Below are 15,447 nucleotides of genomic sequence, written 5' to 3' on the forward strand. Positions count from 1 at the left end.
TTGATTCACTTTTCATATTATCTATCTTGCAAAGTTACTTTCTCCCCATTGAGTAGCAGATAGCTCACATCATTCACCGGAATGGTCTTAGGGGATATCCACTTAATGAGATCCTGATCCAGCTGGAGGAAACCAGATTTGCCAGTCAACTTGGTACCATCCTTCAGGTGAACTTCAATACTCAGATTCTCCATGCGAATCTTGCTCCGAGCCTCACCTGTAAGTGTGACGCCAACTGCGGAGAGGGTTACATTTGCCTGTGAGGCTCCATTTGCATCAAGCTGAACGTTTCCTGTTTTACTCAAACCATTTTGACTCAAGTTAAAGGTCGTTTTCCAATTCCCTTGAACAACTTCACTAATACTCGTAAAGCTGCCTTGAAGTCTCAGCTTATCTAATTCGTCAACAGCAGACAGATCATACACAAACTCCTCATAATCTCCTCCATACCCGACCCCATCTTTCATATAATGTCCATAGCTAACGGAATATTCAGGTATATCGAGCTTTCGACCTTGCTCATCCGTGAAGTAGAAATATCCATGATTATACTCGCCAATCTCATTATCCGGATTAATCTGAATGTGTAACTTGCCATCCACAAAACCCATATTGGAAATATGCATCCAATCAATACCGGAAACGGGGACATTCGTTACATCTTGATGCAGTACCGGAATTGGATCATTTTCCAAATGAATATCGGTTTTACCTCCCAAGCCACTTATACGATCTTGATCCACGATATCATAGTTATTGTTTTGCTTTTCTTGGAGCAACTTCTCCCAGTCCACTTGTACGTTGTAACCATCTTGAAGAGATGTACCTGACATTAGCGTATTGATCTGAACGGTAATCCGATTTTTGCTGACTTTTCCTTGAATGAGGAATCGGACAATAGCCGTTTTGTTAGCTTCATCATAATGAATAATCTGAGCGTTGTTTGCAGTACCTCCGGTGACCCTGTAATCATATACATCCAGCGTCTCATCAATACGTTGCCCCGTCAGATCTGACAAAGAAACATAGATTTCCGTTGTATCTCCGTCCCTGACAGCACCTATAACCTCCATTCGAATCCCTTGATCTTCACTCACCTGATGAACAGGCTGAAGAATGCCAATCCGATCTGCACCTAGAAAATGAAGAATAGAAGGCAGGTCAATGATGCCCATGGATGCAGCTGCCCCTGTAACAAGACATAACGATAACGCAGCGGTTACAGGAATATAGATGGCTTTGCGATACCTTTTTCTTTTATTCATGGACTTCTTGGTCTGTGCGGATGGATATAATACAGGTGGATAAAATGATGAATCTGATCTCGTAACGGTTGATGGTTCATTCAGCGCCAATTTATCATAGAACAACTTCTTAATGTTAAAAAGGTTCTGTTCAGTGAATTCTTTGTCGGATTTTCTCATTTGATCGCCTCCTTTATTTCCTGTTCATCCACCATGTCCTCAATCGTTGCCTGGAGCGATAAAGCTTGTTATGGACTTGCCTAACGTGTAGGGACAACGCTTCCGATATCTCATGGGGTCTCTGTCCTTCGTAAAACCGACGTTTCATAATCTCCCGTTCCGGTTCTGGAAAAGAGTCAATCATTTGATTAAGTTCCGTATATGTCTCTTTACTAATCATCTGAACCAACAAATCATCCGTTTGCACCGAATGAATCTCCTCTTCATATGTAAGCTCAGTTCTTCGATTAAGTTTCCGGTAGCGATCAATCGCTTTATGTTTTGTGATTGTTGCAAGGTAATTTTTCAAGCTACTTCGCCCAGATTGGAATGCATCCGGATTCTGCCAAAAAGCAAAAAATGTATCTGCTACGCATTCTTCAATCTCTTCTGCCGATGCATGATGTAGGATGGAATAAGCAATCTTCCATAACAAACCTGCGTAGTGGTTCATCACCCATTCCATGGCTTCAGGATCACGATTCACTACTGCCTTCCGTATCTGTTCTTCTTCCACGATTATGTATCCCTCCCTTCCATGCTCATATCACGAATGCTCGTGTTGATCCGTGCTTCCTACCTATATTCGTTTGGCAAATGACTTTTACTTACTCCACGATAAAAAAAGATTTGCAGTGACCTAGAGGCCTTCTGCAAATCTTCTATATTCTATACTATATCTTATTTATTACATCATATCGCTTCATGTGCCTTCGCTTGGAATACTAACCAATATTACGCCTCTTCTTGCACACTGAGCTGTACATATTGGGTGAGACGACAATACTGAAATAACAGCAACTCTTCATTACCTTGTCCAAGAGCCACGCTACGCCCTTCCTTGATGAGGTGATTCAACAACTCATACAGGAAACTCATCTGCAACCGCGAGGATTCCGCTGCGAGCTGCTCAAGCACCTCAATATCCCGGATCGTAAACTGGGATAACCCGCGCAGCAGCAACTCTTCTGACCAGCCGTTAATTCTCTGCATGAACTGATTATATTCTTCCAAGTCTGCCCATCCTCCCATTACCGATATCCAGTTTCAGACTGAGCACCGTTTGACCCTTCAGGAAACTAATTGGGCTAATCCGTTTGGGTTCCACACGCACAAAGGCATAGAAGTGTTCAAGTGTTTGGGAACCATATCCTGACTCCAGTCTTTGGATCATCGCCTGCCAGTCCGATGAATACGGGAGAGTGAGTGCCAGTCTTTCCCCTTCGGTATTCTCAACTGTCAGGACAAGCTCCTGCGTTTGTTTGACAAAGTTATGGTCCACAATTCGAGCAACTTTGATCACAGCCAATCGTTCTTTGGGAGCAGCAAACAAGTCGAACGATCGCGATTCCTCTTGAAGTACAGAGTTTACATCTTGCATGGTTTTGCCCAGATTCAACGTTTCCACACCCGTTCGTGGCAAAATCGCAAGTTTGGCACCTTCCCCGGAAGAGATCCGGCGTTCTTCATTCACTTTAACGGAATGGAATTGAACTTCTTCACCCACAAACTGGCGAAAGGTCAGATTAGGCAACCATGGTGTGAATGCACCATAATGCTCTGTATATGAGAACTGCTGATCATCATAATATACAGCACGTACATCGCTATAGGTGTAGATTTCCTCATCATCGAAACAATAGAAGTAATAGGTGATTCCACGGAAACCGGATCGTGTCTCCCACGCATCAGCTCCCAGTCCATACAGGTGAAGTGAAGGAACCGTAAAGTATTTACTTCGAAAACTGCCAATGAGCTGACTCTGCTGAATGACAGGTACCTTTTCTTCTTCAAGAACCTGGAGTGCAAGATACAGCTTGCTTACCCGATCCAACATGGATTGCATGGAGAAACGTATATGTCTGTTAAAAAATAACTGTAGTTCCCCTTGAATCCCTCGCAAATTGCGTTCTATGTCAGGCAGGTTGCCACTATGAGCTGCAATTGCCAAAGTCTCCAGTTGTGCCATGTAGGACTGAGGAAGGCGGGCCAGTCCCGTCTTCAACAATCCTGCGAGCATCATGCGACATTCCTGCACCGTCTGCAGAGAGAACTTGGCTTCGTACACCCTTCCACTTAATGCATCCGTATCATCCAGCCCTTTTAGCGAACGATATCGTAGCAAAGCTTCAAGTTTGGCCATCTTTCCGGCTGTCTGCGGCAACTTGCAAAGAGCTTTCGCAAGACTGGCTTCCTCGGTAAAAGACACCTCCATATCCTGACTTGTTAGCTGTACCGTAAGAAGTGAATCTACGATGATCTTCACCTCTTCAGGGTACCTTAGGCGGAATACAACTTCCTCCAACATGGAAGAGCTATACGATTTAATCAGTGTTGTAAGGTCAAACTCCGTCATCCAGTGAAAGCGAGACTCCATTTCAAGAGATGGCGAATGCGAAACTACGTTTGAATCATCCCTATTTGATGCGGAGTTTGATACTGATTCTGTTACTGATACGTCTTTTGATGCGTCCAACGAATCGTTATCCGAAATCCCTGAGTCTTTATCCAGCACATGGTTTTCATCTGCACTCATCGAATCCTCTAACAAATGTTCCCGTTGATCATATAGAATTGCGATCAGCACATGCTTGCAGATATGCTCTGACGGACAGGAACAATTCCAATGATCCAGCGTATTTTCAAGCGTACATTGTGTCCCGTCACTGAGCTGACAACTCACAGATGATTCATTCCATTTGTACGTTACACTTACACCATTGTCCAACTCTTTCAAAGACCTTTTGTACAACCCTTTGTTGGCATACCGAATCAGATAATCCTCTGTACACAGCTTCGAAAAACTTCGGAATTTCTCTTTGAATCCACTCACGTCATCAACGCCCCGTTGCTCTCAATATATCGTAGATCGTTTCACTGAATACTCGACCTGGAACGTTGCCCAGAGCAATCGGTTTGTTGTCCCCATAGTAATAATATTGCTTGTTATTCGGTTTGAAGAAATGAAGGGATTCCAGGGTAATGTCATCCAATCCCTCGTAATACGTGATGCTCGTACCGCTGAATTGTAATTCTGCAACAAGATCTCCGTACTCTTTATAAAATTCATGATACCAGCCGCCGTCCTGTGCCGGCCCTTTGATCCAGCCATATTTCTCCAGTGCTTTGGGGAAAGCCGTTGGTGAGAAATCAGACTCAGGCAGATGATCGTATTCATTCTTCGTTTTATCCTCATCTTCCGGCTGGTGAATCTCACGATTCAGTTGCTCAAATGGCTGCTTGATCTCATAATCCTCCAACTGCGTTGTCCAACCTTCAAGCGTTACCTGATCCAATTCCAACGGATGTATAAGTCCCACCTGCGCACCCGAAGGCAGATCAACCTCGTCTTCATCCACGGAATTGAATGTGCCGTCCTCCATATAACGGAAGGTGCTGATCAGTGCGCCATCCTCATACGTTCCCCAGATCAGACCAACAGCAAATTTTTGCATAATGACATTTTGTACAAACAAGGCTTTCCACTCATCGGCAGACCACAGACGTTGTTTGGACAATGACTCTTCCAGACGCTGCGCCTGAATGTTAACCATGGATTTGAGATCTTTTTTCAGCTGTGTAAAACGTGCCTTGGACTGTGCTGCCAGATCAGCATCATCTTTCTGTGCAGGAGCAGGCAGACTCTTCACGGATTTGCCCGTTTCTTCATTGAGAACAACCACTTGCAAGTCTCCATTGACCTTAACCAGGAAGGAGCGCTCTCCGTAACTCAGCTGCATGGTTCCTTTTTCATCAAAACCCAGTGTAGTGACAAGTCGATCTTCCAGTTGTTCCGAGGTAAGTCCCATATTATCGGCTGCAAGCTGCAATGCTTCTTCTGCTGCACCTTTCACCTGACGGTTCTTCACGCCACGTTTGATTTTGTCAATCGCCATAAGAGCGGATGGATCTTTCAGATAAGCAAGCACTTTCACAGCATCTGCTGCAATCGCCCCACGACTGTTTTCTGTCCATTCCTTAATTTGCGGAGTCAGAATATTTACAATCTGAATATCGCCAAAAAGTGCTGAAACATACATCACCCACTTTTCTTTCGCGGGGGCACCTTCCTGAATCCAGACCTGAAGCAATTCACTTGCAAAACGAACGAGTGATGCCTCACTTACGTAGTCCCGTAATTCATTTAATCTTTCATTGGGTCCTGACGTGTGATCCAGCGATTGCACCATAACATATAGCTTAATTCGGTCATCTAACGGCTGATTGTCCTCTGTTCGCATCAGGGAAGGGAGATCTTTCAGGGACAACCAACTTAGTCTGGACAGCTTTTTGTTATCTGCCTGATCAGCAAGTGCAGCATGAGCATACTCTGGGCTCAGATCTGCGGTATCCAGCAGAATTTGAATCAGGTCCTTCCAATCCGCTGCCTTCTCTTTCTTCAAAAGCTCACCGTACAGCTCCTTGCTGTTTTCCAGACTTCGGATTGCAGTCAGAGCCATCTCTTTGATTCCCGCTTTTTTCTCCGAGAGGTATACGAGCGTATACAAGTCCTGATCAGGAATCCGGTTGAATTCGGCTAAAGCCACGCCGCTCGCCTTCTTGGACGAATCCTGTAGTCCAGCACGAATCGCTTCGGCCAATATTTTCTTCGATAACTCATCACGCTGTTCAAAGGTAATCTCCAGAATTAAAATACGCGTATCCGTTGGCAGTTTCTTGTACTGTGTCAGTGCATAGTCCAGATTCTGCTGAATGATTCGGCGGTATTCGTCATGTGGCATGGATTTGTATCTATAGTCGGTCATGCCATTGAGTGAGATCAGGCTCGTTAGCAATTTCTCACGTTTCACCTCAGGATCTTGCCCATAACGTTGAAGAAGCTGCTCTCCACTAAACGCGTAAGAATTGTACATGTCTGAGACAATATCCAGCGTCCAATCAGGATGAGTGGTCAGGATTGCGAACCTGCGCATCGCCTCTGAGTCCAAGGGCAGAAAACTAATACTAATGAGGTTGTGAACACGCTTCTTATCCCGATTCAGTTGATTAAACAACCCGCGACTATTCGGGTCCTCCCAATATTCTTCAAGGGTGTTTTCCCCACTTAAATATCTTGCAATCGCAATTCCTTGACGTCCCCCGTCCAAAGGATGCCGCAGAGCGTTGAATACCGCTTGCTCCACTGACTCCTCCGCATTAGGCAATGCCAATCCTTGATCCTCCATGAATTTCTGAATGCAAAGTTTGAGGAATGGCGGTTTGATAATCTCGTATGCTCGAATCGCTTGTTCAGGACGATTTGCGATCGCGGATTGTAGCATGTTCCAGGATACCGTGTACGAATTAAGCTCGTCCCGCAACATTTCAACTAACTGATAAGGCTCATCCAGAGGCACAAGTCCAGCAAGCAGATCATTTGGACTCTTTGCTCTCGGGTCCATACTTAGCAGGTAACTGCGAACTTCAAGTGGATAAATCTCATGTAACTGATGCAGGGTGTGAAGCAAAACATGCCCAATCTCACTATTTGCATCAAGAAAACGTTGTTTACCTCCACTAATGTTAATCAGGTACAACAAGGCACTGCTCACCAGTACCATCGTTTGATGGAATACAGCTTGTGAACATTGCTCTTTTGGAGAGAAAGACGTATTGGGATATAGCTCCGCTATGAGCTGATTACGCTTTTGCTTGAGGAATTCATCCTTCAATTCTTGGGAAGATCCGTTATGCTTCCCTTGAATATTACTGACCACTACAGGTTCAATCAACGTATGTAGCTCTTCCCGCAACTGATCTGGATCATTAGCCATCACATGTTGAAACAACGCTGGCAACGATTGAGCAGAAGATTCAACTTCTGCATGAGAAGGGGTATTACTTAGCTTCGAATATAGTTGCAGGAGCATTAATGCATTAATGACATCCCGATAATTCCCCTGACTGTCCGCTTTTTTGGAATCAAAAAGCCACTGGGCACGTTTTAATTTACTCTTCAATTCAGCCAGAATTTCGTTCTCGCCCGCAAACTGTTTGATCTTCTCCAACCGGGCCAACAACCCGCCCATGCGATCAGAACTTTTGCTCTTCCCGCTTAAGCCGTAGGCTTCTGAATCATTTCCCATACAGATGGTAAAGGCATCCGTTCTCCATGTATTTCGTTTGGAATAAGTCGATTCCAGATATATCACAATAGCCCCGGCACGGTAAAAGATGTCGCCGTCCTCTTTTTTGGCGAGCTTCATGAGCAGATCAATCGTTTGATACACATAATGACTCGAATTTCCCAACATATCCGGGAACTTGTCTGATGTTCCCAAGACATAATCAATAATTTCGGAGCTTCGATCTGTTTTTAATGAATACTCGTTTGAACAAGTTACTGCGAATTTCTCCACCAATGTTTCTACTGCACGGTCTGTGGTAAGCATTACACATTCCTCCTCAAATTTAAGTGATGATCTCGCCAATCCAATCCGCAAGCTCGTTTGGGGTAATTGCTGCTACATGTGCGCCCATATTGGTCAACGTCTGTGCTGCATGTTTGTTATAGACTGAATCCCCGTTAAAATCGAGTGCGGTGAGAACCAGCAATTTGCATCCTGCATCGATGATATCTTTACACGCTTTGTACATCTGCGCGATTGGATAGCCCTCCTCCAGATCGCTGACAAGAATAAAGATCGTTTTGCCTGGATTATCGATTAACGTCTCGCCGTAACGCAACGCTTTGGTAATATGTGTCCCCCCGCCGAGCTGTACATTCATGAGCACGTCTACCGGGTCCTCCAGCCTGTCGCTCAGGTCAACCACCTGTGTATCAAAAATGAATAATTTCGTGCGCAGCGCATTCAAGCGATAGAAGATGCTGGCCATCACCGAACTGTAGATGACTGAATCGAGCATACTGCCGCTTTCGTCCACACCAATAATAATGTTCCACTTGTTATGCGGCTGTATATTCCCGTCGAAATAGAGACGATCAATCACAAATCTGCGCTTATTTTTATCATAATTTTTCAAATTTTTGGTGATGGTTCGTTTGAAATTCAGATTGCGCAAGGAACGTACCGAACTGGAGGTATAACGACTGCGCTTGCCCATGATACTGGCTCGAGTCTGAGATTCCAGCTTGCTGCGGAGTTCTTCAACCACGGTTCGAACGATATCCTTGGCGCTCTTTAACACCTCACCTTTCATCCGTCCTTTGAACTGCATAATGTTCTTGAGCAGATTCATGTTGGGTTCAAGGGATTCAAGCAACTTTTTGTCCGTTAACAATTCTGTCAGCCCATAACGATCAAGCGCCTGTTTCTCCAATATTTCGACCGTTGGTTTGGGGAATAGATCCCTGACCTTGTGCAGCCATTTCGGTACAGTCAGGTTAGACGCACCGCGTCCTCCCTCTTTTCGATAACCTTGTTCTTCACCGTATTCACGGTTATAGAGATACCCCAGAATCTCATCGATTTCCGTATATTGAAATTCAGCCGAAGTATATTGGTCTGTATTACACAACCCTTCTTCAGCGGATTCACCGAGAATCAGACGCCATCGATTTAAGGTTTCAGCAGAATGTTGATCCCCTCGGTTGCTTCCATCCGGATTGGAACTTTCATTGATTTCTCTGGTTTCGTCCGTGCTCCGATTCGCTTCATTCATATTAGCTTCCATGCGGTAAACTCCTTTCGAAGCGCTTCATCCCACGTCTTGGACTGAATCAGCATCTGTTCATCGACTGCTGCCCTCAACATTTCCTCTGGCTCAACCTGATGCAGACTCGCCACCCGCTCGGCAATCAAGCCCGTCTCCATTGGTGTAAAGTAGGTGAATGCCAACCGCAATTCCGGTACCATACTGATGAAGTCGTCGTATGACAGATGTTCAATCAGATAATTCAACTCAGACAAGAGCTGATCCTCATATAAAAAAGCATCACGTGCTACAGTGAATACTCCCTGTAAAAAAAGTGCCGTTTGACGGGTCTGATCCGGTGTACCATGGATATAACCGCGAGCACGATCAACAATCTCATCTCTGGGCCTGTCGCCGAGCCCTGAGGAAATAGCCACACACACACCCTCCAGCTGAGCCGGAAGCTGGTGATCCGACAGAAGCTCATTTAGATGTATTCGGAATGTCTCATCCTGAAAATGCGCCTCTGATGACTCCGCGAGCATGGCTAGTAACTTCAATCCCTGAATAATGGCTTCATGCTCATCCGGGTTGGCTCTGGAGAGCTGTAGCAGCTTGTCTACGGCATTCCTGTAAGCCTCAGATACCAGCTCAGGGAGTTGTTGCTCGTCAGATAATCCCAGTAGCCTGCGGTGCTGATGAATTCGGTTCAAGACATGCAGACTGTTACATAAGGAAAGGAAGTTCCCATCGGTTCTCAGCGCCGAGCGCACCTGTTCATAAAGCTTCATCGCTGTGTCCTGAAGTCCCATGAGCAACGCTTGAAGCATGAGTCGGGCAAGTTCACCGCTATGATGATCCGGTATGTCTTGCATCTGTTCTTCCATTTTGCGTGTGGCTGCTCCAGCAAGTGTTCCGCCATAAAGAGAGTTTTCTATCAATCTGGCTTCAATACGGGATGAGTACATATAAACCCAGGTTTCGCGCACGAGATTCATGTCCCGTTCTGCGATCCAGTCCGGCCCCGATTGCCGTTTCGCAAATTCCGGAACCAGATAGGTAATGCATTGAATCAATTGGCTGATCTGACGGTGCTCCGGTTTCGCATACAGATCCAGCACTTTCTTGTGTTGTCCTGTTGTGCGGATCTGCAGTTTGTGTCCTGTACAACGGACCTTGAAGTCCTCCACGATGGGAATACTGAATGAATTGGGAGCTACGCTTCCAATGACGTCTCCTGTCAATAATTGCTGAAGCTCTTGCAGCGGTTTATCGGTCGCTAGGGTAAGTTCCCCCTTCACAAAGGAAGAGAGTGCTGCATCCATCAACTCATAGACGCCGCCTTCCCTTTTTCCTCGAAGCCCGGCAAGACCCTGAATCATGCTGTATGCCTCAATTGCATCACTGGTTGATACATGTTCGTGACCGTCCCGTAATTTGCGCATCAGCCGAGATAACAAGTCCAGAGCCGTTAGATTGTACGGTGTACTCTTCTTGCGAAGCAGCTGGTTCCAGATCTGATCGTAATAATTCACATATGGCATGCCGCTTGCATATCCATTAAGCCGATCCGCTTCAGCAAAAGTATAGACCATCGGATACATCTGTTGGTGAACCGCACTTTGTTGAGACGTACCTGGTTTACCTTGTCCATCCGAACGTTGGTCTGCATGCTGTTTATCCATCTCTGGCTGTTCCAATTCTGTTTCATGTTCCTCTGACATCAACAATCCATACGTATGAAATCCACCGGTAATGACAAGCACACGGTCATGCTCCTGCACCGCTTGTTTAATACGTTGTTTCATATGTGCTTCTCTTATCAGATCACCTGAAGACTGTAATCGTTCCGTGGAATAACACATTCGGGATAAAGTACAATACGTGAATACATCCCGCACGAATGCCTCAGTAGATTTCTCCAGTCCACCAATCTCAAACACCTTTTCCCACAATTCATCAAAACTGCGACAGTTTGTTTTTTGACACAACCGGTTAATGAAATCAGACCCCGCAAGCAAGGTTTCGTCCTGGATGGAGATCTCCTTTTGTTCTGTCTGGCCGGATTTGGATGCACGAGTGAAGAAGTGTTGATAGTCCAGATCAATAAACTTCACCGGAATGTCCAGCCGTTTTGCTTCTTTCAAAGCTACATATTCAGGCGAATAACGAAGCATCGGATAATAGCAGGCTTCTCTCTGCAACTCACTCTCATAGGTGTAGTACAGACTGACTGGAGGCAAGGTTGCCTCATCACTCAGAACCGAAATTAATGGATTACCGCTCTCCGGTCCTTCGATTAGAATGATATCCGGCTTGTACTCTTCGATTAATCGTAATAAGTGATATGAACATGCAGGGCTATGGTGTCGTATTGGATAATAGACCGTATGATTACTCAGGTTATACACATGGGACTTGAACAAGGATTGTAACTGATCAACATCAGGGTCCCGAACTGCTGTTAACCGATCCATTTTCTCTCCTCATAATAGTCCTTCCACATTCCTTCTTCCCTGGAGCGCTCTTTAACAACCTTGGAGAAGTAGGTTTTGAGAATGGACAGATCCTTGTCGTTTTCCTTCGCAATGGTCCCCAGCATATTCTGCACTAACCGATCCAGCGCAATAGCCTTATCTTCGTAGTAATAGGAAGTCATCGCACTCTGGACATAGACAGACACTGCTTCTGCCGTACTCATGGAGGCTTGAGGTGTATCGAGCTTGTAACCTTCCCGTGTCATGCCGGTGCGCAGTTCCATAAATGTTGTAGCCAGCAATTCAACCACGTCTGGGTTAATTTCAATATCAATTCCACTATGTAACAACAGGCTCCGTGCCTGGGATTCAATGATTTTGGCTTCCATTTTCACGTTATGAATGGGCTTGATCGTTTCGAAATTGAACCGCCGTTTCAAGGCACCACTCATCTCGTTTACACCTTTATCCCGAATATTGGCTGTAGCAATAACGTTAAATCCCGGCTGGGCAAACAGTACACCGCCATCCAGTTCAGGAATGCTCATGACCTTGTCACTGAGAATACTAATCAGACTATCCTGCGCTTCGGCGGGACAACGTGTAATCTCTTCAAAACGGGTAAGAATGCCTTTCTTCATTCCGTTATATAACGGTGATGGCACAAGTGCCGCTTCCGAAGGGCCTTTATCAAGCAACATGGCGTAATTCCAGGAATACTTGATCATATCTTCCGTCGTGCCTGCCGTACCCTGAATCGTATTCAGGCTGGTTCCGGAGATTGCTGCGGTCAGCAGTTCGCTAAGCATGGTCTTGGCTGTCCCGGGTTCTCCCACGAGCATTAATCCTCGATTGCCTGCCAGAGTAACCACTGCACGTTCAATTAACACGTCATTGCCATAGAATTTGCGGGTAATCGGGATCTCTTCTCCATTCAATAATGCAGGCTTATCCCTGCCTATAATAAAATCGCGCACATAGGCGGGAGATAACAGCCAGTTCGGGGGGCGTTTCCCCTGATCTTCCTCTCGCAGCGCGCGTAATTCAACCTCGTATAATGTCTCGGCGGGTGGCTTAAGCATCTCCATCGTCAAGGTGTCTCCTCTCACTTAAACAGATCGTATGTTCTTATTCCTATTATTTTATCACAGCCCTTGAACAACTACCCCGTAAAACGTTAAAAATGGTTGAAACGTCCTTCTTATCAGCACTCTCCCTAAGTCCATGGACATAGCCTCTAGCGCAAATATGCAGGTGAAATATCCTTACAACCTTGCCAACACACTGGTTTCGGATCCGAATCAGCATGCTTATTACCCATGTAAACGCATTGTAGGCCATATGACCTCAGGATTCATTACACTTTCGATCATGTGTTTCAACCAAATGAAGCTGAATATCACAAAGAAAACACAGGCCATTAGCAGCCTGTGTCTTCTATATGTTCAAATTTCACCCAACATCTATGAATTTTAATCGAAACTAACCAATCTCTCAGAATTCCCTACTTACATTCTACGCCCGCATGAAGCTGAATACAGCTCGTACCACTCATATCGGGTAAGCTCAATATTCGTTGCATCACGACAGGCCAGAATACGTTCTGGTCGAATCGAACCAATGACAGGCTGAATCCCTGCCGGATGCTTCATTAACCAAGCCAGTACAATAGATTCAGGTGTCACCCCACGTTCCTTGGCCATTCGATCTACCAGTTGAGCCGTATACTCAATCTCCGAGCGTTGTCCCTCGACGATCCTGCCAGTAAATCGCCCCTGAGCAAGGGGACCCCAAGCTTGCAGTTGAATATGTTCTGCCTGACAATATTCCATCGTGCCATAGGGAAACACGTTGTCTCTGGCTTGGGGCCGATTAACTGTCACACCGGCTTCTACGAATCCGATTTTATCCAGACTCATCTCCAACTGGTTCACAATCAGGGGTACTTTACTATGAAGCTGAAGAAGGCGAATCTGTTCAGAACCCATATTGGACACACCAAAATGGCGCACTTTACCGGAATGATGCAGCTCAGCCAGTGCGTCTCCAATTTCTTGCGGATGGGCGAGCGGATCAGGACGGTGTAACAGCAAAATATCCAGATAATCGATCCCGAGCCGTTCCAGGATACCGTCCACACTCGCCAGGATATGTGCACCTGAAGTGTCATAACGCTGCGGTCCTTCATCATCACCCACAAGACGTATGCCACACTTCGACTGTATAATGATCTGTTCACGTAAGCCAGGAGTTTCGGATAAAACTCGCCCCAATACATGCTCTGCCTTACCACGTGTGTATATATCCGCCAGATCAAAGTGATTAATACCTATTTCGATAGCCGCTTCGACCGCTCGATGACCCTCCACGACAAGATCTGAAGTAATGGGGAGCCCGTCCCATTCGCCCCCAAAACGCATACAGCCAAGAACCATTCGACTTGCCGGAATCCGGTGTTGATGCAAAGGAAGTTGTGTGTAAGACATGTCAGCGTTCACCTCGTTTTCATTTTTATCAAGCATAATAACCAATTCTATCTACCATGTCTTCTTCCATCTTCCTCTATTTTCCTGCTCAATCATCCACTTGGACCAAAAACAAGGTTTCAAAAGCTTATGTATTGAATATATAGAGGGTGCAGGTATTATCTAGGAATATGAGAGGAGATTTTGCATTTGAACCCGAATGAACCCAACGAATCCTCAAAGTCAGGAATTTTCACGAAAGAATTTTCGCATAACCCTTACCCCGTGTATGAAAAGTTAAGAAAAGATGAGCCCGTTTTCCGAGTCATGTTTCCTCAAGGAGAATTCGGCTGGATGATTACCCGATACGAGGATGCAGTCCAGATTCTGAAAGATCCTCGCTTCAGCAAAGACATGGTCCGACGTTACGGCGCTGACAATCAAAGCATTTTCTCGAATAATATGTTGTTCTCCGATCCGCCAGATCATAAACGTCTTCGCGGACTGGTGCAGAAAGCGTTCACGCCCAAACTGATTGCAAACATGCGAAGCCATATTCAGCACATTGCTGATGATCTACTGGACAACCTCCCGTCACAGGAAAAAATGAATCTGATCGATGACTTTGCCTTCCCGCTGCCCATCATTGTTATTAGTGAAATTCTGGGGGTCCCTGCCCAGGATCGTGATCAATTCCGCATATGGTCCAATACGGTAATTGATGCTTCCACAGCCGAGAGCGCTGAGCTGTTTGAGCAGCATTCCAAGGAGTTTACGGATTACCTTACGGCCTGGTTCGCCAAAGTACGTCAAGACCCGGGCACAGATCTGATCAGCCAGCTCGTCATTGCAGAAGAATCCGGGCAGCAGTTAACTGAACAAGAACTGCTTGGCGTTGTCTCTTTATTAATCATTGCTGGTCATGAAACAACCGTTAATCTCATCGGCAATGGGATTCTCGCCCTGCTGGAGCACCCTGAGCAACGCGAACTGCTGATCAAGCAACCCGAGCTTATTCACAATGCGATTGAAGAGATGCTGCGTTATAACGGACCGGTGGAGTTCAGCACATCCCGGTGGGCTCTTGAAGATATTGAATTCCGTGGACAGCATATTGCTCAAGGTGAACTTGTCATCGTTGCGCTTGATTCCGCCAACCGGGACGAACAGCAGTTTAAGGATGCTGATATCTTCGACATTACCCGCGAAAAAAGTTCACACCTGGCTTTTGGCAAAGGCATTCATCTTTGCCTCGGAGCGCCGCTTGCTCGTCTGGAAGGTGAGATTGCAGTCAGCACACTTCTGAATCGTTTTCCAAATATACAGCTTCAGGCAGATGTGAATGAACTGGAATGGAGACCTGGCATGATTGTTCGTGGTGTCAAGGAAATCCCGGTTCAACTTAAATAATGGCCAAATATGAACAAATGAGAGCGAGGCACATGA

Annotated in this window: 10 protein-coding genes; 1 reads left to right on the top strand and 9 read right to left on the bottom strand. The window is 45.7% G+C overall.

All coding sequences use genetic code 11. The features are described from left to right. Positions 1-17: 17 nt before the first annotated feature. The 9 genes from ACETMN_RS17515 to ACETMN_RS17555 all read right to left on the bottom strand — a co-directional run bounded on the left by ACETMN_RS17515 (position 18) and on the right by ACETMN_RS17555 (position 14,022). The gene (locus ACETMN_RS17515) at positions 18-1,424 is read right to left on the bottom strand and encodes a DUF4179 domain-containing protein (protein WP_091019413.1); all 1,407 of its coding nucleotides are present in this window, start codon (positions 1,422-1,424) and stop codon (positions 18-20) included. A gap of 13 nt (positions 1,425-1,437) precedes the next feature. Continuing rightward, positions 1,438-1,980, bottom strand: a complete 543-nt coding sequence (locus tag ACETMN_RS17520) for a sigma-70 family RNA polymerase sigma factor (RefSeq protein WP_091019415.1) — start codon at positions 1,978-1,980, stop codon at positions 1,438-1,440. A gap of 218 nt (positions 1,981-2,198) precedes the next feature. Next, on the bottom strand, positions 2,199-2,456 hold the full coding sequence (locus ACETMN_RS17525) for a hypothetical protein (protein ID WP_411734840.1): 258 nt from the start codon (positions 2,454-2,456) through the stop codon (positions 2,199-2,201). A gap of 7 nt (positions 2,457-2,463) precedes the next feature. Continuing rightward, positions 2,464-4,296, bottom strand: coding sequence for a hypothetical protein (locus tag ACETMN_RS17530; protein ID WP_091019419.1), 1,833 nt, complete (start codon positions 4,294-4,296; stop codon positions 2,464-2,466). Between the two features lie 4 nt (positions 4,297-4,300). Next, complete coding sequence (locus ACETMN_RS17535; protein ID WP_091019421.1) at positions 4,301-7,855, bottom strand: DUF4132 domain-containing protein; 3,555 nt, start codon at positions 7,853-7,855, stop codon at positions 4,301-4,303. A 19-nt stretch (positions 7,856-7,874) separates the two neighbouring features. After that, positions 7,875-9,098: a VWA domain-containing protein gene (locus tag ACETMN_RS17540; RefSeq protein ID WP_256975297.1), complete on the bottom strand. Its 1,224-nt coding sequence runs from the start codon at positions 9,096-9,098 to the stop codon at positions 7,875-7,877. After that, positions 9,083-11,536, bottom strand: a complete 2,454-nt coding sequence (locus tag ACETMN_RS17545; RefSeq protein WP_091019423.1) for a DUF5682 family protein — start codon at positions 11,534-11,536, stop codon at positions 9,083-9,085. Before ACETMN_RS17545 ends, ACETMN_RS17540 begins: the two co-directional genes overlap by 16 nt. Then, positions 11,524-12,624, bottom strand: coding sequence for an ATP-binding protein (locus ACETMN_RS17550; protein WP_091019424.1), 1,101 nt, complete (start codon positions 12,622-12,624; stop codon positions 11,524-11,526). Before ACETMN_RS17550 ends, ACETMN_RS17545 begins: the two co-directional genes overlap by 13 nt. Before the next feature lie 420 nt (positions 12,625-13,044). Beyond that, positions 13,045-14,022, bottom strand: a complete 978-nt coding sequence (locus tag ACETMN_RS17555) for an aldo/keto reductase family oxidoreductase (protein WP_091019601.1) — start codon at positions 14,020-14,022, stop codon at positions 13,045-13,047. A gap of 189 nt (positions 14,023-14,211) precedes the next feature. Here ACETMN_RS17555 and ACETMN_RS17560 point away from each other — a divergent pair, with 189 nt between their 5' ends. Continuing rightward, positions 14,212-15,411 carry a cytochrome P450 family protein gene (locus ACETMN_RS17560; RefSeq protein WP_091019428.1) on the top strand — a complete coding sequence of 400 codons (1,200 nt, stop codon included), beginning with the start codon at positions 14,212-14,214 and terminating at the stop codon, positions 15,409-15,411. Positions 15,412-15,447 lie beyond the last annotated feature (36 nt).

It is taken from the genome of Paenibacillus sp. M2, from assembly GCF_046713495.1.
Lineage (GTDB): Bacteria > Bacillota > Bacilli > Paenibacillales > Paenibacillaceae > Paenibacillus > Paenibacillus amylolyticus_B.